General features: G+C 71.8%; 15 protein-coding genes. 6 read left to right on the forward strand and 9 right to left on the reverse strand.

Annotated elements, in window-relative coordinates:
• Positions 1 to 101: 101 nt before the first annotated feature.
• Positions 102 to 815: an alpha/beta fold hydrolase gene (locus tag ACFWWU_RS20860; protein ID WP_384147303.1), complete on the forward strand. Its 714-nt coding sequence runs from the start codon at positions 102 to 104 to the stop codon at positions 813 to 815.
• A gap of 92 nt (positions 816 to 907) precedes the next feature.
• Here the strand turns inward: ACFWWU_RS20860 and ACFWWU_RS20865 are convergent, their stop codons facing one another.
• The gene (locus ACFWWU_RS20865; protein WP_384147304.1) at positions 908 to 2,014 is read right to left on the reverse strand and encodes a magnesium and cobalt transport protein CorA; all 1,107 of its coding nucleotides are present in this window, start codon (positions 2,012 to 2,014) and stop codon (positions 908 to 910) included.
• Positions 2,015 to 2,231: 217 nt separating this feature from the next.
• On the opposite strand from ACFWWU_RS20865, the gene ACFWWU_RS20870 reads away from it, so the two are divergent.
• Entirely contained in the window at positions 2,232 to 3,347 is a 1,116-nt protein-coding gene (locus tag ACFWWU_RS20870) for a winged helix DNA-binding domain-containing protein (protein ID WP_384147305.1), read from the forward strand.
• A gap of 166 nt (positions 3,348 to 3,513) precedes the next feature.
• On the opposite strand, the gene ACFWWU_RS20875 is transcribed toward ACFWWU_RS20870, so the two are convergent.
• Positions 3,514 to 4,353 (reverse strand): response regulator transcription factor, encoded by an 840-nt coding sequence (locus tag ACFWWU_RS20875; protein WP_384147471.1) that lies wholly within the window; start codon positions 4,351 to 4,353, stop codon positions 3,514 to 3,516.
• 108 nt (positions 4,354 to 4,461) lie between these two features.
• On the opposite strand from ACFWWU_RS20875, the gene ACFWWU_RS20880 reads away from it, so the two are divergent.
• Positions 4,462 to 6,147 (forward strand): AMP-binding protein, encoded by a 1,686-nt coding sequence (locus tag ACFWWU_RS20880; protein WP_384147306.1) that lies wholly within the window; start codon positions 4,462 to 4,464, stop codon positions 6,145 to 6,147.
• The gene (locus ACFWWU_RS20885; RefSeq protein WP_384147307.1) at positions 6,144 to 7,742 is read left to right on the forward strand and encodes an AMP-binding protein; all 1,599 of its coding nucleotides are present in this window, start codon (positions 6,144 to 6,146) and stop codon (positions 7,740 to 7,742) included. Before ACFWWU_RS20880 ends, ACFWWU_RS20885 begins: the two co-directional genes overlap by 4 nt.
• Before the next feature lie 50 nt (positions 7,743 to 7,792).
• Here the strand turns inward: ACFWWU_RS20885 and ACFWWU_RS20890 are convergent, their stop codons facing one another.
• The 3 genes from ACFWWU_RS20890 to ACFWWU_RS20900 form a co-directional block, all read right to left on the reverse strand.
• Positions 7,793 to 8,326, reverse strand: a complete 534-nt coding sequence (locus ACFWWU_RS20890) for a GNAT family N-acetyltransferase (RefSeq protein WP_384147308.1) — start codon at positions 8,324 to 8,326, stop codon at positions 7,793 to 7,795.
• A gap of 19 nt (positions 8,327 to 8,345) precedes the next feature.
• The gene (locus ACFWWU_RS20895) at positions 8,346 to 9,176 is read right to left on the reverse strand and encodes a TIGR04222 domain-containing membrane protein (RefSeq protein ID WP_384147309.1); all 831 of its coding nucleotides are present in this window, start codon (positions 9,174 to 9,176) and stop codon (positions 8,346 to 8,348) included.
• A 136-nt stretch (positions 9,177 to 9,312) separates the two neighbouring features.
• Positions 9,313 to 10,665, reverse strand: coding sequence for a hypothetical protein (locus ACFWWU_RS20900; RefSeq protein ID WP_384147310.1), 1,353 nt, complete (start codon positions 10,663 to 10,665; stop codon positions 9,313 to 9,315).
• 235 nt (positions 10,666 to 10,900) lie between these two features.
• On the opposite strand from ACFWWU_RS20900, the gene gcl reads away from it, so the two are divergent.
• Complete coding sequence (gene gcl / locus ACFWWU_RS20905; protein ID WP_384147311.1) at positions 10,901 to 12,688, forward strand: glyoxylate carboligase; 1,788 nt, start codon at positions 10,901 to 10,903, stop codon at positions 12,686 to 12,688.
• A 96-nt stretch (positions 12,689 to 12,784) separates the two neighbouring features.
• Here gcl and ACFWWU_RS20910 read toward each other — a convergent pair whose 3' ends face one another.
• Positions 12,785 to 13,768, reverse strand: a complete 984-nt coding sequence (locus ACFWWU_RS20910) for an ArsR family transcriptional regulator (RefSeq protein ID WP_384147312.1) — start codon at positions 13,766 to 13,768, stop codon at positions 12,785 to 12,787.
• Between the two features lie 86 nt (positions 13,769 to 13,854).
• Between ACFWWU_RS20910 and ACFWWU_RS20915 the strand changes: the two genes are divergently transcribed.
• Complete coding sequence (locus tag ACFWWU_RS20915; protein WP_384147313.1) at positions 13,855 to 15,120, forward strand: MFS transporter; 1,266 nt, start codon at positions 13,855 to 13,857, stop codon at positions 15,118 to 15,120.
• Here ACFWWU_RS20915 and ACFWWU_RS20920 read toward each other — a convergent pair.
• The 3 genes from ACFWWU_RS20920 to ACFWWU_RS20930 all read right to left on the reverse strand — a co-directional run bounded on the left by ACFWWU_RS20920 (position 15,056) and on the right by ACFWWU_RS20930 (position 18,886).
• A complete protein-coding gene (locus tag ACFWWU_RS20920) occupies positions 15,056 to 15,721 on the reverse strand; it encodes an HNH endonuclease (protein WP_384147314.1) in 666 nt (221 codons plus the stop codon). The two genes, ACFWWU_RS20915 and ACFWWU_RS20920, sit on opposite strands and share 65 nt — an antisense overlap.
• A 611-nt stretch (positions 15,722 to 16,332) precedes the next feature.
• Positions 16,333 to 17,790: a catalase gene (locus ACFWWU_RS20925; protein WP_384147315.1), complete on the reverse strand. Its 1,458-nt coding sequence runs from the start codon at positions 17,788 to 17,790 to the stop codon at positions 16,333 to 16,335.
• Between the two features lie 205 nt (positions 17,791 to 17,995).
• Positions 17,996 to 18,886: a 2-hydroxy-3-oxopropionate reductase gene (locus ACFWWU_RS20930; RefSeq protein ID WP_384147316.1), complete on the reverse strand. Its 891-nt coding sequence runs from the start codon at positions 18,884 to 18,886 to the stop codon at positions 17,996 to 17,998.
• Positions 18,887 to 18,922 lie beyond the last annotated feature (36 nt).

Raw genomic sequence — 18,922 nt, forward strand, 5'->3', positions numbered from 1 at the left:
GTGAGTAACCGTCGTACGGGCCTCTTGCCGAATCCCGGGCCGCGACCTGACCCGTCGTGACGACGCCCCACACGTGGCCCGACACCGAGAAGAGAACTCGCATGACCAACCCCACCGTCGTCCTCGTGCACGGTGCCTTCGCCGACGCGACAGGCTGGATAGGCGTCATCTCGGAACTGCGGAGCAGCGGTATCCCGGTGATCGCTCCGTCGAACCCGCTGCGGGGCCTGACGTCGGACGCCGCCTACCTCACCTCCGTCCTCGCGCAGGTCGACGGTCCGGCCGTACTCGTCGGCCACTCCTACGGCGGTGCGCTGATCACCGTGGCCGGCGCCGCGGAGAACGTCGTCGCGCTCGTCTACGTGGCCGCCTACGTGCCCCACGAGGGCGAGAGCCTCGGCCAGCTCCAAGGGGGCTTCCCCGAGTCCCCGCTGACGGGCCACCTGAAGGAGTGGACGTACCCGCTCCTCGACGGCGACTCGGCGGTCGAGGTCACCATCGAAGAGACGGCCTTTCCCTCCGTCTTCGCGGCGGACGTGCCCGAGGACGTCGCCGGTGTCCTGGCGGCGACCCAACGCCCGCTCGCCACGGCCGCCTTCACTGAGACCGCGTCCGCGGCGGCGTGGCGGACGAAACCGTCCTGGGCTCTGGTGGCCGGGGCAGACCGCACGATCAGCCCCGAGGTCCAGCACTTCGGCGCCGCACGGGCCGGAGCCGTCGTCGTCGAACTTCCGGACGCCTCCCACGCGGTCGTCCTGTCCGAGCCCACACGGGTCGCCGACCTGATCAGGGACGCGGTACGGGCGACGAGCTGACCGACCGCCCTCCACTACGACAGGAGCGGGACCGGGCAGTCGGGGTGCCACCGGTCAACCATGCGCGCGGCGTGAGGGGGATCGACCGCTCCCTAGAGCCAGTCCCGCCGCTTGAAAATCACGTACAAACCGGTGCAGACAAGCCCCATCAAGCCGATCGCGAACGGATATCCGCCCGTCCAGTGCAGCTCCGGCATGGAGTCGAAGTTCATTCCGTAGATGGTGCCGACGAGTGTGGGTGCGAAGAGAATCGCCGCCCAGGCGGAGATCTTCTTGATCTCCTCGTTCTGTTCGAAGCCTGCTTCCGCGAGTGCGCGCATTTCCGCGTTCTGTTGTTGGGTGACCAGGGTCGCGTTGACCGTGAGGATGTCCGTCAGGGCCTGGCGGAAGCCGTCGACGCGTTCGCTGGTGTGGGTCACGTGGTCGGCGACGTCGCGGAGGTAGCGCTGGAGTTCCTCGTCCGTGCCGTACTTGGCGAAGCCCGCCATCAGGCCGTGGAGCATGCCCACCAGGGGGCGGGTCGCTCGTTGGAACTCGACCATTTCGCGGGAGAGTTCGTAGATGCGGCGCGAGACCGCCGGGTCGCCGCCGAAGACCTCCGTCTCGATCTCGTCGATGTCGTTCTGCACGCCCGCCACCACCGGGGCGTAGCCGTCGACCACCGCGTCGAGGATCGCGTACAGGACCGCTTCCGGGCCGAGGGCGAGGAGGTCCGGGTTCTCCTCCATGCGGCGGCGGACCGTGGAGAGGTCCGGGGCCGCGCCGTGGCGGACCGTGATGAGGAAGTCCGGGCCCACGAAGATGTGGAGTTCGCCGAACTCGACCTCCTCCTGGGCGTCGAGGTAGCGCGCGGCGCGCAGGACGACGAAGAGGGTGTCGCCGTACCGTTCCAGCTTCGGGCGCTGATGGGCCTCCAGCGCGTCTTCCGCCGCCAGTTCGTGGAGGTCGAACTCCGCGGCCAGGGAGTGGAGTTCCGCCTCCGTCGGGCGGTGCAGGCCGATCCACGCCATGCCGGCCGGGTGCTCGCGCAGCTGGCGGAACGTGTCCGCCAGCGTCGCGGGGGAGGAGACCCGCCGGCCGTCGCGGTAGAGGCTCGCCTGCACCACGCTCGGCCGGTCGGCGGTGCGCGGTGCCGACGCGGGCTCCGGCGGCGGTTCCGGGTGGCGGCGCCAGGCCGCGCGGGGACGACGGTCGGACACGGGCCTTTCCCTCCTCCTGTGAGTGACTGTGAGTGTTTATGGGTGCCTGTGGGTGTCTGTCAGGGTCTTTGGGTGCTTTGGGGGTTTTGGGAGGTAGCGGTGTCGCGTGGGGGCTGCGGGGCTTTGGGCATGGTATCTGGCGGTTGTCGCTGCGGCTCGGGCTGATTTCCGCGCCTTGCGGACCGAATCTGTCCGCAAGGGCCAGTAGCGTCCTCGTATGGCCTCCACGACGAAGCACCCGGTCCTCAGCCGCCGCGCCCTGAACCGCGCCACCCTCGACCGTCAGCTCCTCCTCCGCCGCGCCCCGCTCGGCGTCGAGGACGCCGTGGCCCATCTGCTCGGCCTCCAGGCGCAGAACACCAAGCCCCCGTACTACGCGCTCGCCGCCCGCCTCGACGAGTTCCGGCCCGAGCAGCTGTCCGCGCTCATGGAGTCCCGCTCCGTCGCCCGCATCGTGACCATGCGCTCCACCGTCCACACCCACACGGCCCGCGACGCCGTCGCCCTGCGCCGGCTCGTGCAGCCCGGGGCCATCGACCGGGAGCTCGCCATCTTCGTCGGCCGCAAGGGGCTCGACGGTGTCGACCTCGACAGGCTGTCCGGCCTCGCCCGCGCGCTCGTCGAGGAGCGGCCCCGTACGCCCAAGCAGCTCCGTGACGAGCTCCTCACGGAGTGGCCCCACGCCGACCCGACGTCCCTCTCCCTCGCCGCCCGCTGCCTCCTCCCCCTGGTGCAGGTCACGCCGCGCGGCCTGTGGGGCCGCGGCGGGCAGGTCGCCCTCACCACCACCGACGTGTGGTTCGGGGACGCCGTCCCCGCGGAGACCGCCGACACCGACGAGACCGTGCTGCGCTACCTCGGCGCCTTCGGGCCCGCCTCCGTCAAGGACATGCAGACCTGGTGCGGCCTGACCCGCCTCCGCGAGTCCTTCGAGCGCCTCCGGCCCCGGCTCCTCGTCTTCCAGGACGAGCGCGGCACCGAGCTCTTCGACCTCCCCGACGCGCCCCGCCCCGACGAGGACACCCCCGCCCCGCCCCGGTTCCTGCCCGAGTTCGACAACCTGCTCCTGTCGCACGCCGACCGCACCCGGGTCGTCACCCCCGAGATCCGCTCCCGCACCTGGCAGGGCAACCGGGCCTTCTCCGTCTTCCTCCTCGACGGTCTCCTCGCCGGCCTCTGGCACCTCGACGAGGGCAAGGACCGCACCACCCTCACCATCGAGCCCTTCGCGCCCGTGACCCGCGCCCAGCGCGCCGAGCTCGCCGCCGAGGCCGAGCGGACCCTCCGGATCATGACGCCGTCCGGCACCCCGTACGACATCGTCCAGCCCTGAGATCGAGGGGGGAAGGCGTCTGCTGCGCGGCCCCTGCCGTAAGCACGGGACTCTTTGACCTGACCTGACCTGACCTGACCTGACCTGACCTGACCTGACCTGACCTCACCTGACCTCACCTGACCTCACCTGACCTCACCTGAAAGTGCCGTGACCGCTGCCCCGCCTACGGCAGCACCCCCGCCCGGCGGGCCGCCACCACCGCCTCCAGGCGGGTGTGCGCGCCGAGCTTCCGCATCGCCGAGCGCAGGTAGCCCTTCACCGTCTCCGGCCGCAGCCCGAGGCGCGCCGCCGCCGTCGCGTTCGTCGCCCCCGATGCCACCGCCACCAGGACGTCCGTCTCGCGAGGGGTCAGCGACACCGCCGGTACGAGCGCCCCGGCCCCTGGCACCGGCACCGCCGTCGCGCCGGAGGCCGCCCCCAGGCGTCCGCACACCGCGAGCAGCCGCTCCCGCAGCTCCGGATCCGCCACCCGCGGAGCCAGCGCCCGCAGCTCCCCGTACGCCTGCCGCACCTCCTCCCAGGACGGTTCCGACGGTGGCGGCGTCAGCAGCTGCCGGACCTCGTCCCGTACCGCGAGTGCCTGCTCCACGTCCCGGGCCGCCGCCACCGCCGCGTCGAAGACCCGCTCGCCGATCGGCAGCGCGTCGCGCAGCGCCCCGTACATCACCCCGCGCACCTTGCGGCGAACCACGACCGGCACCGCGATCACCGACCGCAGCCCCTCCGCGGAGACCGGCACGTCGTACTCGTGCGTGATGTGCCGGGCCGAGGGGTAGTCGGTCACCGCGCACGGCCGGGCGAGGGCCAGGCACTTTCCCCCGAGTCCCCAGCCGGTCGAGATCACGAGCCCGTGCAGCGCCGGGGTCACCGCCCCGTTCAGCTCGGCGATCCGCAGGACGCGGCCGTCGTGGAGCAGCCCCCCGAACACCACCGGGAGACCCGTGGTGCGGCGCAGCCGCAGCAGCGCGCCGCGCAGCTCCACCGACTCGACGTGCTCGCGCATCGTTGCCTCGCTCTCGTCGGTCGGCTGGTTCACCCCCGAACGGGGGTAGTGAGACCTGGGTCACCGATTACACGATGTCCGGGACCGGTCCCGCAACGAGGAGGACACATGACGGAAGCGAGCGCGACCAGCGCGACGGAGATGTTCCGGGCCGCCCGGGACTTCCTGCTCCAGCATCGCGAGGACTACGAGACGGCTTACGAGGGCTTCACCTGGCCCCGGCCCGACCGTTTCAACTGGGCGCTCGACTGGTTCGACGTCATCGCCGCGGGCAACGACAGAACCGCCCTGCACATCGTCGAGGAGGACGGTTCCGAGACGAGGTCGAGCTTCGCCGAGATGTCCGCCCGCTCGAACCGCGTCGCGAACTGGCTGCGCGCCCAGGGCGTCCGTGCCGGGGACCGGATCATCGTCATGCTCGGCAACCAGGTCGAGCTGTGGGAGACCATGCTCGCCGCGATGAAGCTGCGGGCCGTCGTCATCCCCGCCACCCCCCTCCTCGGCCCCGCCGACCTCCGCGACCGCGTCGAGCGGGGCCGCGCCCGCCACGTCATCGCGCGTGCCGAGGACACGGCCAAGTTCGACGACGTCCCCGGCGACTACACCCGCATCGCGATCGGCGGCGACGGGGTGATCTGGCTCGGCTACGAGCACGCCGACCAGGAGTCCGCCGACTTCGAGCCCGACGGCGTGACCTTCGCCGAGGACACGCTGATGCTGTACTTCACCTCCGGTACGACCGCCCGGCCGAAGCTCGTCGAGCAGACCCACACCTCGTACCCGGTCGGCCACCTCTCGACGATGTACTGGATCGGCCTCAAGCCCGGGGACGTGCACCTCAACATCTCCTCGCCCGGCTGGGCCAAGCACGCCTGGTCCAACCTCTTCGCGCCCTGGAACGCGGAGGCGACCGTCTTCATCCACAACTACACGCGCTTCGACCCGGCCCGTCTGATGAGCGAGATGGACCGGCACGGCGTGACGAGCTTCTGTGCCCCGCCGACCGTGTGGCGGATGCTGATCCAGGCCGACCTCGGGCAGTTGAAGACCCCGCCGCGCGAGGTCGTCGCCGCCGGCGAACCCCTCAACCCCGAGGTCATCGAGTCGGTACGGCGCGCCTGGGGCGTCACCATCCGGGACGGCTTCGGCCAGACGGAGACCGCCGTGCAGGTCTCCAACAGCCCCGGACAGCGCCTCAAGGAAGGCTCCATGGGCCGCCCGAGCCCCGGATTCCGCGTCACGCTCGTCGATCCGGTGACCGGCCGGGCGGACGTGGAGGAGGGCGAGATCTGTCTCGACCTGTCGGCCAACCCGGTGGGCCTGATGACCGGTTACCACGGCGATCCGGAGCGTACGGCGGAGGCGATGGCGGGCGGCTACTACCGCACCGGTGACATCGGCGCCAAGGACGGCGAGGGGTACATCACCTACATCGGGCGCGCCGACGACGTCTTCAAGGCCTCCGACTACAAGATCAGCCCCTTCGAGCTGGAGAGCGCCCTGCTGGAGCACGAGGCCGTCGCCGAGGCGGCCGTCGTCCCCGCCCCCGACCCGCTGCGGCTCGCCGTTCCCAAGGCGTACGTCGTCCTCGCCGCGGGCTGGGAACCGGGCGCGGAGACCGCGAAGGCCCTCTTCGACCACTCGCGCGCGGTCCTCGCCCCGTACAAGCGGATCCGGCGCATCGAGTTCGCCGAGCTGCCCAAGACCGTCTCCGGCAAGATCCGGCGGGTGGAACTGCGCCGGCTCACCGCCGAGGGCGCCGGCACGGAGTACGCCGAAGGAGAGCGCGGATGACCACGGAACTCTCGTACGCGCACGGGGTGTCCGGCACCGCCCTCCTCGGCGACACCGTCGGTGCCAACCTCGACCGGGCCGTCGCCGCCTGGCCCGAGCGGGAGGCCCTCGTCGACGTCCCCAGCGGCCGGCGCTGGACCTACGCCCAATTCGGCGCCGACGTCGACCGGTTGGCCGGCGCGCTGCTCGGCAGCGGCGTCCGGAAGGGTGACCGGGTCGGGATCTGGGCGGTGAACTGCGCCGAGTGGGTCCTCGTCCAGTACGCCACCGCCCGCATCGGCGCGATCATGGTCACCATCAATCCGGCCTACCGCTCCCACGAGTTGGCGTACGTGCTGAACCAGGCGGGCATCTCCCTGCTCTTCGCCACGCTCGCCCACAAGACGAGCGACTACCGGGCCATGGTCGAGGAAGTGCGGGGGGAGTGCCCGGAGTTGAGGGAGGTCGTGCACTTCGGGGACCCGAGTTGGGACGCTTTCCTCGGGCGTACGGCGGGAGGGCTGCGTCCCGAGCCGCTCTCCTGTGACGAGCCGGTCAACATCCAGTACACCTCGGGGACCACCGGTTTCCCGAAGGGGGCCACCCTCTCCCACCACAACATCCTCAACAACGGTTACTTCGTCGGGGAGATGATCGCTTACAGCGAGCAGGACCGGATCTGCATCCCCGTCCCCTTCTACCACTGTTTCGGCATGGTGATGGGCAATCTCGCCGCCACCTCGCACGGCGCCTGCATGGTGATCCCCGCGCCGTCGTTCGACCCCGCCGCCACCCTCCGGGCCGTGCAGGGGGAGCGCTGCACCTCGCTGTACGGCGTGCCGACGATGTTCATCGCCGAGCTCGACCACCCCGACTTCGCCGCCTACGACCTCTCCACCCTCCGCACCGGGATCATGGCCGGCTCGCCGTGCCCGGTGGAGGTGATGAAGCGGGTCGTCGCCGAGATGAACATGGCGGAGGTGTCGATCTGTTACGGCATGACCGAGACCTCGCCCGTCTCCACCCAGACCCGGCGCGACGACGACCTGGAGCGCCGCACCGGCACCGTCGGCCGGGTCCTGCCGCACGTCGAGGTCAAGGTCGTCGACCCGGCGACCGGACTGACCGTCGAGCGCGGCACGGCGGGCGAGCTGTGCACCCGCGGCTACAGCGTGATGCTCGGCTACTGGGACGAGCCGGAGAAGACCGCCGAGGTGATCGACGCGGGCCGCTGGATGCACACCGGGGACCTGTCGGTGATGCGGGACGACGGCTACGTCGAGATCGTCGGCCGCATCAAGGACATGATCATCCGTGGCGGGGAGAACGTGTACCCGCGCGAGATCGAGGAGTTCCTCTACGGGCACGCCAAGATCGCCGACGTCCAGGTCGTCGGCGTGCCCGACGCCCGGTACGGCGAGGAGATCCTGGCCTGCGTGATCCCCCGCGACCCGGCCGACCCGCCGGGCCTGGAGGAGATCACCGCGTTCTGCCGCGACCGGCTCGCCCACTACAAGATCCCGCGCAGGGTGGAGATCCTCACCGAGTTCCCCATGACGGTCAGCGGCAAGGTGCGGAAGGTGGAGCTGCGGCAGCGGTACGGGGAGGGCCGCTAGGGTCTGTCGTTTGGATCATGCCTGATCCGGCCTGATCCAAACGACAGGCCCTAAGGGGCCTCCCGGCACTCCCGGACCTCTCGGCGCATGCAGACCCGGGGCCAGGCCGACAGGCCGTGGGCCGCCTCCGCGAGGCTGATGGCGCGCAGCCCGTCCGTGAGCGCCGGGTCGGAGTCGGCGAGGGGGCGGAAGCCGAGCCGGGTGTAGTACGGGGCGTTCCACGGGACTTCGGTGAAGGTCGTCAGGGTCAGGGCCGTCAGGCCCTGCTCCCTGGCGGCCGCCGCCAGGTGCTCGATCAGCTTCCGCCCGACGCCCCGGCGGGCGGCGTCCGGGTGCACCGACACCTGCTCGATGTGGGCGGCGCCGTCGACCGTGTCGGCGAGCAGATAGGCGACGGGACGGTCGGCCGTGTCCACCGCCACCCAGGCCCGGCCCTCGCAGCGGTACGCCTCCAGGACGTCCAGGGGCAGCGGGTCGTCGTCGGCGATCGCCGCCATGCCGAGAGAACGGAACGGCTCGCCCGCCGCCCGTTCGATGTCCTGGAGCAGCGGGAGTTCGGCCGGAGCGGCCGCTCTGATGCGCATACGACAGTATGGCGCGACGTCAGTGAGCGGTGCGGCCCGTCCCTCCGCCCGGCTCCGGCGGCGGCCGGTTCCCGTCCGGCTCGCGGGGGCGGTCGAGCAGCCCGCCGTCCCGGGAGAAACGGGGCAGGAACAGGGCGAGCGCCGGATCCCCGTACAGCGCCACGTAGAGCTGGACGAGGCGTCCGTCCGTCACCTCGCGCCGGTGGGCCGGCAGTGGATGCCGCTCCCGCAGGCCGGCGAGCAGATGCCGGGCGGCCTGTGTGGCCGGCCGCAGGCGCAGCAGCGCCACCGCGGCGAGGACCGGCGGCACGGTGACCGCGACGACGAGACCCACGCCGCCGGATCCGCCGGCGTACCCGCCTCCGTGGCCGTGGCGCGCCCAGGAGACGAGCAGTCCGGCGCCGACCGTCAGCGGTACGCAGGCGAGCAGGGTGCGGGCGGCCCGCAACCGGGCCCGCGGCCGCAGCAGACCGGCCCGGCCGAGCTCGCCGCACAGGGCGTCCACGGCCCGGCGCGCCTCGGGGCGCAGGGCGAGCGCCCGCAGCGCCAGCGCCCGGTGCAGCGCCCCGTGCACCCCGAGCTGTACGGGGTCACGGGTCCGGCCCGGCCCTCCGTTGGCCCGAATTGTACGTTTGCGGCCGGCGGCGACCGCCCCTCGCTGGTGCAGTGCCACGAGCGCGACCGTGACGGCCGCCCGGCGCCCTCCCCGCAGCAGCGCGAGGGCCTGTGGCGGAGGCTCGGCGCCCGCGGGCCACGCTCCGCTTTCCTGGCTGCGGGTTCGCAACAGCACGGCGGCGAGCGCCAGTTCCGCGCAGGCCACCCCGATGAACCACCACATCGCCGTCGACATGACGCCACCCCCCGAGGGTGTTGTGCCCGGGGGAGCGTGATCGTCACGCGTGAATGGCCGGTTTCGGATGGCGAGGTGTTGTGGACGGGGGTGCGATGAGCTGTGCGGGGCCCCGCGGGAGGGGTGGTCGGGAGGGTCAGGCGCCGTCGGCGGCCAGTTCGTCGGCGGCGTGGTTGGCGGGCTGTGGGGTGCCCGTCAGGTCGAGGACGAAGAGCGGGAGGCCGATCTCGGCGGCCCGCTCGCGCGCCTCCGGGGTGTAGCCGGCCAGTGAGAAGAAGACGCTCACGCTCGCGTCAGGGGTGCTCAGGCCGTTGAGCCAGAGGCACTCGACCGCCCGCAGCCCGGCGGGCCGCGTGCTCGGATCCACCTGGGCGACGAGCCCCGGCGCCCGCAGGTCCACGCCGGAGGCGGGGCGGTCCTCGGGCTGGACCACGTCCCGGAACCCGAGCCAGCGGAGGTAGCCGGCGGCCGCGGCCACCGCGTCCCGCGCGGTCCGGATCGTCACCGGCCGGAAGGCGTCACGCGCCGGCGCGGGACGCGGGGCCGTGGGCGGCAGCGGGATGTGCGTGGGGTACCGCTCGGCGAACGTGCGGTGCGCGCGGGCCCGGGGCGGGACGTCCCGGCCGCCCGGAGCCCGGCCGCCCGGAGTCCTGACGTCCGGATCGCCGGGGATCCTGCCGTCGGTGCTGCCAGGGATCGGGCCGTCCGGGCCGCCCGGCGTGCTCCCGTCCGGGGCGGCCGGTCCCGGGCCGAACCACTCCGAGCCGGGTCCGAACGCCCGGGGTCGGGCCGGGCCGCCGGGGGCCTCCGCTCCCGGCGCGCCGGACAGCCCGCTCGTACCGGGGCGCAGGGGCGCCCCTGCGGGCCGGGCGCCGAAGGTCCCGCCGGTGGCCGTCGGCGGGATGAGCCCCGGGCGGCGCGGGTCGGTGCCCGGGTGCGTACCGGACGTTCCTGAGGGGCCGGACCCGCCCGCCGCGCCCGCGTTCGGCGCGGTCGGGCCGGGCCCGTCCGGGGAGGGAGGGGTGAGGGGGGGCCGAGGCGCGGGTCCGGGGAGAGGCCCGCTCCACTCGGCCGGTCGCGGTGCCTCGGCCCTCCGGAGGGTGTCGGGCCGCGCGTCGCCGGCCCCCGTCCCGCCAGGGGCGCCCGGCTCCCGGCGGCCATGAGCCGCCATGCCCCCGGCGTCACCACCGGCGCCCCCGCCCGCGTCGGGCTCCGCGCCCATCGGCTGCACCGGCCGCACCGGGACCCGGAGGACCGTGCCGCAGGCGCAGCCCAGCTCCGGGTGGGGCCAGTCGTCCTCGCGGCCGCAGGCGCCGCAGCGGACGGTGACCCACTCGTCCGTCCAGTTCCGGTGCGTGATCGGTTCCGCCGTCGCGCCCGCCGTCACCGGCGGCGCCACCGGGCTTCCGCACGCACAGGGGAAGACGGGCGCCGCGTACGCCTGCGTCCGCTGGCACTCCGGGCAGCGCACCGGTACCGACTCAGCCACAACCCCTACCCCCTGTCGTTCCGCCCCATCGTCCACCCATCGGCCACCTCGGGGGAGGGAGTTCGGCCACTTCGCTGATCCCGCGAGGCGGACTTCTCTTGACGGTTCTCCGGGACCCGACCTACATTGCTTCCGTATAGCAGAACAGTATTTCCGCATTACGGAAACAAGCCTCCCGGGCTCCCCGAGCCGCCGGGCATGCTCGTCTCCGACCGGCCGAAGCAGGAGCACTCCCATGCCTCGTATGACCGCCGCCGCAGCGGCCGTTGAGATCCTCAAGCGCGAAGGCGTCACCAACGCGTTCGGCGTGCCTGGCGCGGCGATCAACCCCTTCTACCGCGAGCTCAAGAACGTGGGCGGCGTCGCCCACACCCTCGCTCGTCACGTCGAGGGCGCGTCGCACATGGCGGAGGGGTACACCCGCGCCAAGGCCGGCAACATCGGCGTCTGCATCGGTACCTCCGGCCCCGCCGGCACCGACATGATCACCGGCCTCTACTCGGCGATCGCGGACTCCATCCCGATCCTCTGCATCACGGGCCAGGCCCCGGTCTCGAAGCTCCACAAGGAGGACTTCCAGGCCGTCGACATCGCCTCCATCGCCAAGCCGGTCACCAAGGCCGCGACGACCGTCCTGGAGGCCGCGCAGGTCCCGGGCGTCTTCCAGCAGGCCTTCCACCTGATGCGCTCCGGCCGTCCGGGCCCGGTCCTCATCGACCTCCCGATCGACGTCCAGCTGACCGAGATCGAGTTCGACCCCGAGACGTACGAGCCTCTGCCGGTCTACAAGCCGCAGGCCAGCCGTGCCCAGGCCGAGAAGGCCCTGAGCTTCCTCCTGGAGTCCGAGCGCCCGCTGATCGTCGCCGGTGGCGGCATCATCAACGCCGACGCCTCCGACCTGCTCGTCGAGTTCGCCGAGCTGATCAACGTCCCGGTCATCTCCACCCTGATGGGCTGGGGCACCATCCCGGACGACCACGAGCTGGCCGCCGGCATGGTCGGCGTCCAGACCGCGCACCGCTACGGCAACGCGACCTTCCTGGAGTCGGACTTCGTCCTGGGCATCGGCAACCGCTGGGCCAACCGCCACACCGGCTACAACATGGACGCCTACACCAAGGGCCGCAAGTTCGTCCACGTCGACATCGAGCCCACCCAGATCGGCAAGATCTTCGCCCCGGACTACGGCATCGCCTCCGACGCCAAGGCCGCGCTCGAGCTCTTCGTCGAGATCGCCAAGGAGTGGAAGGCCGCGGGCAAGCTCCCGGACTTCTCCGCCTGGACCGCGTCCGCGCAGGAGCGCAAGGCCACGCTCCAGCGCCGCACGAACTTCGACAACATCCCGATCAAGCCGCAGCGCGTCTACGAGGAGATGAACAAGGCCTTCGGTCCGGAGACCCGCTACGTCACCACCATCGGTCTCTCCCAGATCGCGGCCGCGCAGTTCCTGCACGTCTACAAGCCGCGCCACTGGATCAACTGCGGCCAGGCCGGCCCGCTCGGCTGGACCATCCCGGCCGCGATCGGTGTCGCCACCGCGGACCCGGAGACGCCGGTCGTCGCCCTCTCCGGCGACTACGACTTCCAGTTCATGATCGAGGAGCTGGCGGTCGCCGCCCAGCACAAGGTCCCCTACGTCCACGTCCTCGTGAACAACGCGTACCTGGGCCTGATCCGCCAGGCGCAGGGCAACCTGGGCATCAACTTCGAGGTCAACCTCGAGTTCGAGAACATCAACACCCCGGAGATCGGCGTCTACGGCGTCGACCACGTCAAGGTCGCCGAGGGCCTGGGCGTGAAGGCCATCCGCGTCACCGACCCGGACAAGCTGGGCGAGGCCCTCGAAGAGGCCAAGAAGCTCGCGGTGGAGTTCCAGGTCCCGGTCGTCGTCGAGGCCATCCTGGAGCGCATCACGAACATCGCGATGAGCAAGACGGTCGACATGAGCGACGTCACCGAGTTCGAGGAGCTCGCGACCGAGCCCGGCCACGCGCCGACCGCGATCAAGCCCCTCAAGGTCTGACACCCCTGACGCCACTGAAGGCCCTTACGGCCTGATCCCGGGTGCCGTGACACGGCCCCCGTCCCGAGGAGCACCGGGACGGGGGCCGCCCCACGTCTACGACCCGCCGGCCCCTTGCGCCCGTACGAGCACCGCGCCCGCCTCGGTCCACTCGTACAGGACCGACCGCCCCGCCCGGCCCCTGCGTACGAGACCGGCGTCGAGCAGCACCTTCAGGTGCCGGCCCACCGACCCCAGGCCCTGCCCGGTCAGCGCCACCAACTGGCTGGTGGACTTGGGGGATTCGAGCCGTACGAGCACACCCGCCCGCGCCGAACCGAGCAGCGCGCCGAGCGCCTCGGGCACGACAGGACCGGAACCGTCCGCCAGTACGCCCGCGCACGCGTACACCACCGCGAAGCGCTCAGTCCCCTCCCACGACGCCCAGCCCGTGCTCGCCGTCACCGGAACGAACAGCAGTCGGCCACCCTCGACCGAACGCGGCGGATAATCCCGGGAGTTGACCTGGAGCCGCCCGTCGCCGAGCCAGCGCAACTTCCCCGGGCACAGCTCGTCGAGGGCCGCCGCCCAGCCGCCCCTGACCAACTGGGCGGTCCGCGCCACCACATCGGCTTCGAGGATCCTCCGCCGTCGCGGCCACTCCGGCAGCACGGTCTCCCGCCACACCCACGTCAGGACCCCGGCCATCCGCTCCGGAAGGTCGCGCGCCGAGTACAGCGGCTCCGGTACGGGACCGTCGAGCGCGACGGCCAACTGCGGTACGGCGGCGGCCGGATCGGCCGCGCGGACGGCCTCGACCTCCTCCTCGAACGACTGCTCGCCCTCACCCAGGGGCGTCGGCGTCAGGAAGTCCGCGTTCCACGTCCTCCCGAGCGCGGCCCCGACGAGCAGACCGTCGAGCGGCTCGGCCGCCAGACGCGCCCGGTAGGCGGGGAGGTGCCGGGCCAGCCAGGCCTGTTCGCCCGGGTGGGTGCCCGAGGCCGCGTGCAGGATCTTGAGGGCCGCGATCGTCTCGGTCAGCGGCGAGACGACGAATCGGCTGCCCGCGAGTGAGTCCGTACCGATCCGCCACCAGCCCATCAGACAGCACCCTCGCTACCAGCCCGTTGGTTTCGCCTCCGAGCGAAACAGTATCCCCATGGCCCCGTGCCCCCGAAGCTCCTCGCATGTCCCGCTACCGCGCCGTCTTCCGTAAGCCCGAGTTCACCCCGCTCTTCCTCACCGGCTCCGTCCAGATCGCCGCCCAGATGGTGGCCGGGCTCGGTCTCGCGACCCTCGTGTTCCGCGCGACCGGTTCACCGCTTCTCTCCGCCCTCGCGCTCTTCGGGCCCTCGCTCGCCCAGCTCGTCGGCGCGACGACCCTGCTCTCGGCGGCCGACCGGCTCCCGCCGCGCACGGCGCTCGCCGGGCTCGCGCTCTTCTTCGCGCTGTGCACGGCTGTCCTGGCGCTCCCCGCCCTGCCGACCTGGGCCGTCTTCGTGATCCTCTTCGCCCAGGGGCTCGCGGCCTCGCTGGGCGGCGGAGTCCGGTACGGCCTCCTGAACGAGATCCTGGACCGCGAGCAGTACCTCCTCGGCCGCTCGGTGACGAACATGGCGGCCGGCGTCTGCCAGATCGGCGGCTTCGCTACCGGCGGGATCCTGGTCGCGCTCCTCTCGCCGCGCGGCACGGTCCTCGTCGGCGCCGGGCTCTACCTCGCCGCGGCCCTCGTCGCCCGCCTCGGCCTCACCCGGCGACCGCCCCGCGCCACCGGAAGGGCCTCGGTCGCGGAGACGTGGCGGACCAACGCGCGCCTGTGGTCCTCGCCCGCCCGCCGCCGCTGCTACCTCGCCCTGTGGGTCCCCAATGGGCTGATCGTCGGCTGTGAGTCGCTGTTCGTGCCGTACGACCCCGAGCGCGCCGGGCTGCTCTTCGCCTGCGCCGGGCTCGGGATGCTCGTCGGGGACGCGGCCGTCGGCCGCTTCGTGCCCGCGCGGCTCCGCGGCCGGATCCGCTTCCCGCTCCAGGCCCTCCTCGCGGCCCCGTTCCTGCTGTTCGCCCTCGACCCGGGGTTGCCGCTCGCGCTCGCCCTCGTGACCGTGTCGGCCGTCGGGTACGGGGCGAGCCTGCTGCACCAGGAACGGCTGATGGCCCTGGTGCCGACGGAGCTGAGCGGTCACGCCCTCGGGCTGCACACCTCCGGGATGCTCGCCCTCCAGGGCGTGAGCGCGGCGCTGGCGGGCGCCCTCGCCCAGTACACGTCACCGCGTACGGCGATGGTCCTGCTCGCCCTCGCCTCGCTCACCGTGACCGTGGCGCTCGCCCGGGCCGACCGGGCCGACAAGGCCGACCGGGAGGCCGGAGCGACGCCGCCCGGTGAGGCACCGCCTAGTGAGGCGCCGTCGAGCGGTGCACGACCGTGTCCTCGCACGGACCGTCGGCGAACAGCTTGAGCGCCTCCACCTCGTCCTTGTCGGCGGAGAGGCCCCAGCGCAGCTTCGTGCTCACCCACTCGCCGACGTAGCGGCAGTACCGGGCGTTTTCCGCGGGCACCCACTCGGCGGGGTCGCGGCCGGCCTTCTCCTTCTGGCTGCGGGCCGTGACGGCGACGAGGGTCGCGGCGGCTCCCTGGTCGTTGGCGTACTTCTCGCGCCGTGCGGCGGTCCAGCCGGAGGCCCCCGACTGCCAGGCCTCTTCGAGCGCGACGACGTGGTCCACGCGGAGCACGGCCGGGTCGGTGACGTTCTGCCCGTCGTAGTACGAGGTCCACCGGCCCTCGGTCAGGGCGCAGCCCGCCCCGGTCTTCGGGGCGTCGACGGCCTCGGCGACGAGGACCTCGGCGCGGGTGTCACAGCCGTCCGCCGGGTCGAGGCCCTGGTTCCAGTGGGGGAACGCCGACTCCTTGTAGCCGTCCGGGTCCTCGGAGGCCTCGGTGAGTTCGGCGAGCGCGTCGGGGAAGAGGACGACGCCGGCGGAGAGGGCGGGGGAGGGGACGGCGAGCGGGGACAGGATCAGCGCGAGCGGCGCGAGACCGCGCATCAGGTTCTTGATCATGTACCAGTGGATAGCGGCGGTCGCGGGGCGCACGGGGAGGGAATCGCGGTGCGCTCCTCCGAGCGGGTGCGGATCTTCACCGCAGAAACGATGCGCTGGGCCCCGTGCGCCCGCGCATACGAAGAAGAGCGCGGAACCAAGGACCGTAAACCTGGTTCCACGCTCTCCCGTTGTACCCGTCCGACGGCACGAGGCTGGCGCGACAGGACGTTCGCGCCGCCGGACGGAGTCTGTGGGTGCAGCCGCTTCCGGGGCCGGCGGACGGAGTCCGACGCAGCCGTCCGAAGCCTGCGAAGCAGTGCGAGGGCGGCGTCGAGAGTGGGTCGTTCGCGCCGCCGGACGGAGTCTGTGGGTGGGGCATCTCTGGGGCCCCGAGGGGAAGGGGGATGGGCGATAGGACCGCGGCGGCGGCGACGGGCGTGCCGGCTGTCCTCTTCTTTCAGGTCAAGAAGGGGGGCCCGACGCCCTTACCACCGCACTGGCTCGACGCCGCCGCGGTCCTCACGCTTGTCCGGTCCGCCGACCACCCCTCATCCGGGCCGGCGATCCGGACCGCGTACGGCACTGACCTCCCGTCAGGCGCCGTACGCAGTCTGGGTGCTGCTGTCCGCTCAGTCCTCGCGCAGGGCGCGGACCGCCTCGGCCACGCGCTTGCCGTACTCGGCGTCGGCGGCGGCGAAGTGGGCGAGGTTCTTCTCGATGACGTCCTCGCGGGACACCTGGGACAGACCGCCGGCGATGTTGGCGATCAGACGGTTCTTCTCCTCGGCGGACATCAGGCGGTAGAGCTCGCCGGCCTGGAAGAAGTCGTCGTCCTTGGTGTGGGCGGGCGCCTCGTGGGTGCCGGTCCAGCCGTGGATCGCGAGCGGCGCGGACAGCGCGGCGTCGGTCTGGGCCGGGCCCTGGTACGAGTTGGGCTCGTAGTTCTTGTCGTGGCGCGAGCCGTTGCGGGTGGCCATGAAGCCGTCCCGGCCGTAGTTCTCGGCGGTGGTCGCCTTGGGGGCGTTCACCGGCAGCAGGGTGTGGTTCACGCCGAGGCGGTAGCGGTGGGCGTCCGCGTAGGCGAAGAGACGGCCCTGGAGCATCTTGTCCGGCGAGGGACCGATGCCCGGGACGAAGTTGTTCGGGGAGAAGGCGGCCTGCTCGACCTCGGCGAAGACGTTCTCCGGGTTGCGGTCGAGGACCAGGCGGCCCACGCGCTGGAGCGGGTAGTCGCCGTGCGGCCACACCTTGGTGAGGTCGAACGGGTTGAAGCGGTACTCGGCGGCCTCGGCGGCCGGCATGACCTGGACGTACAGGGTCCACGAGGGGTTCACACCGCGCTCGATGGCCTGGAGCAGGTCGGTCTGGTGCGAGTTCGCGTCCTTGCCGACGAGCTCGGCGGCCTGCTCGGCGGAGAGGCTGCGGATGCCCTGGTTCGTCTTGAAGTGGTACTTGACGAAGAAGGCCTCGCCCGCCTCGTTGGTCCACTGGTAGGTGTGCGAGCCGTAGCCGTTCATGTGGCGGTACGAGGCGGGGATGCCGCGGTCGCCCATGAGCCAGGTGATCTGGTGCGTCGCCTCGGGGGCGTGCGCCCAGAAGTCCCAGACGTTGTCCGCCTCCTGCTTGCCCGTGAAGGGGTCGCGCTTCTGGGAGTGGATGAAGTCGGGGAACTTGATCGGGTCCTTGATGAAGAACACCGGGGTGTTGTTGCCGACGAGGTCGTAGTTGCCCTCTTCGGTGTAGAACTTCAGCGCGAAGCCGCGGGGGTCGCGGACCGCGTCCGCGCCGCCGAGCGAGTCGGCCACGGTGGAGAACCGGATGAAGGTCTCGGTCTTCTTGCCGACCGCGCCGAGGAAGTCGGCCTTGGTGTACGCGGTGACGTCGTCGGTCACCTCGAAGTAGCCGTACGCACCGGAACCGCGGGCGTGGACCACGCGCTCCGGGATCCGCTCACGGTTGAAGCGCGCGAGCTTCTCCAGCAGGTGCTGGTCCTGGAGCAGGATGGGGCCACCGACGCCGGCGGTGGCGGAGTTCTGGTTGTCGGCGACGGGGGCGCCGGACTCGGTCGTAAGCACGCGCTTCGACATCGTGACCTTCCGTACGGGAACTCTGCTGAGGTCCGAGGAGCGTAAATTCGGCTCGAACGTAACGTCAACAGTTTGTTGAAAATGAAGTGAGGTGTTCCGGCCGGCGGCGACGCCTGGGCGCGACAGGACAGGTGTCAGCGCCGCCGCCGACCGGAATTCAGGGGCCCCGGTGAAGGGGCGAGGGGGTGGCTCGCACCCCTTCGGGTCAGACCTGCTGGCCGGAGAGGCGCTCGACGGCGCGCAGCAGGGCCGAGTGGTCCAGGCCGCCGTCACCCTGAGCGCGCAGGGAGGCGACGAGCTGGGCGACGACAGCGCCGACCGGGAGGGCCGCGCCGACGTTGCGGGCGGCGTCGGTGACGATGCCCATGTCCTTGTGGTGCAGGTCGATCCGGAAGCCGGGCTTGAAGTCCCGGTTCAGGAAGTTGTCCTTCTTGCGGGTCAGGACCGTGGAGCCGGCCAGACCGCCGTTGAGGACGTCCAGGGCGGCCTGGAGGTTCACGCCGGACTTCTCGAGGAAGACGACGGCCTCGGCGCAGGCCTGGATGTTGACCGCGACGATGAGCTGATTGGCGGCCTTCACCGTCTGGCCGGAGCCGTGCGGGCCACAGAGCACGATGGTCTTGCCGAGGGTCTCCAGGATCGGGAGGGCCTCGTCGAAGTCGGCCTGCTCGCCACCGACCATGATCGAGAGCACGGCCTCGATCGCGCCGGCCTCGCCGCCGGACACCGGGGCGTCGATGACGCGGATGCCCTTCGCGGCGGCGTTCTTGGCGAGGTCGACCGAGGTCTGCGGGGTGATCGACGACATGTCGATGATCAGCGCGCCCTGCCTGGCGTTCTCCAGGATGCCCTCGGGGCCGTAGGAGATGGCCTCGACCTGCGGGGACGCGGGCACCATCGTGATGACGACGTCGGCGTCCTTCACGGCCTCGGCGATCGACGCGGCGGAGGTGCCGCCGGCCGCGGTGAGGCGGTCCAGCTTGTCCTGCTCCAGCGTGAAGCCGGTGACCGCGTAGCCGGCCTTCAGCAGGTTCTCGGACATGGGCGAGCCCATGATTCCGAGGCCGATCCAGGCAATCTTGGGAAGGTTGCTCATGAGGGTGCCTCTCAAAAACTGGTGGTACGGGGAGAA

It is taken from the genome of Streptomyces sp. NPDC058650 (assembly GCF_042717315.1).
Classification (GTDB): domain Bacteria; phylum Actinomycetota; class Actinomycetes; order Streptomycetales; family Streptomycetaceae; genus Streptomyces.

What these genes read in the sequence shown, in the direction of transcription:
- ACFWWU_RS20860 (WP_384147303.1), top strand. Translation starts at nt 102, where the DNA reads ATGACCAACCCCACCGTCGTCCTCGTGCACGGTGCCTTCGCCGACGCG.
- ACFWWU_RS20870 (WP_384147305.1), top strand. Translation starts at nt 2,232, where the DNA reads ATGGCCTCCACGACGAAGCACCCGGTCCTCAGCCGCCGCGCCCTGAAC.
- ACFWWU_RS20875 (WP_384147471.1), bottom strand. Translation starts at nt 4,353, where the DNA reads ATGCGCGAGCACGTCGAGTCGGTGGAGCTGCGCGGCGCGCTGCTGCGG.
- ACFWWU_RS20880 (WP_384147306.1), top strand. Translation starts at nt 4,462, where the DNA reads ATGACGGAAGCGAGCGCGACCAGCGCGACGGAGATGTTCCGGGCCGCC.
- ACFWWU_RS20885 (WP_384147307.1), top strand. Translation starts at nt 6,144, where the DNA reads ATGACCACGGAACTCTCGTACGCGCACGGGGTGTCCGGCACCGCCCTC.
- ACFWWU_RS20890 (WP_384147308.1), bottom strand. Translation starts at nt 8,326, where the DNA reads ATGCGCATCAGAGCGGCCGCTCCGGCCGAACTCCCGCTGCTCCAGGAC.
- ACFWWU_RS20895 (WP_384147309.1), bottom strand. Translation starts at nt 9,176, where the DNA reads ATGTCGACGGCGATGTGGTGGTTCATCGGGGTGGCCTGCGCGGAACTG.
- gcl (WP_384147311.1), top strand. Translation starts at nt 10,901, where the DNA reads ATGCCTCGTATGACCGCCGCCGCAGCGGCCGTTGAGATCCTCAAGCGC.
- ACFWWU_RS20910 (WP_384147312.1), bottom strand. Translation starts at nt 13,768, where the DNA reads ATGGGCTGGTGGCGGATCGGTACGGACTCACTCGCGGGCAGCCGATTC.
- ACFWWU_RS20915 (WP_384147313.1), top strand. Translation starts at nt 13,855, where the DNA reads ATGTCCCGCTACCGCGCCGTCTTCCGTAAGCCCGAGTTCACCCCGCTC.
- ACFWWU_RS20920 (WP_384147314.1), bottom strand. Translation starts at nt 15,721, where the DNA reads ATGATCAAGAACCTGATGCGCGGTCTCGCGCCGCTCGCGCTGATCCTG.
- ACFWWU_RS20925 (WP_384147315.1), bottom strand. Translation starts at nt 17,790, where the DNA reads ATGTCGAAGCGCGTGCTTACGACCGAGTCCGGCGCCCCCGTCGCCGAC.
- ACFWWU_RS20930 (WP_384147316.1), bottom strand. Translation starts at nt 18,886, where the DNA reads ATGAGCAACCTTCCCAAGATTGCCTGGATCGGCCTCGGAATCATGGGC.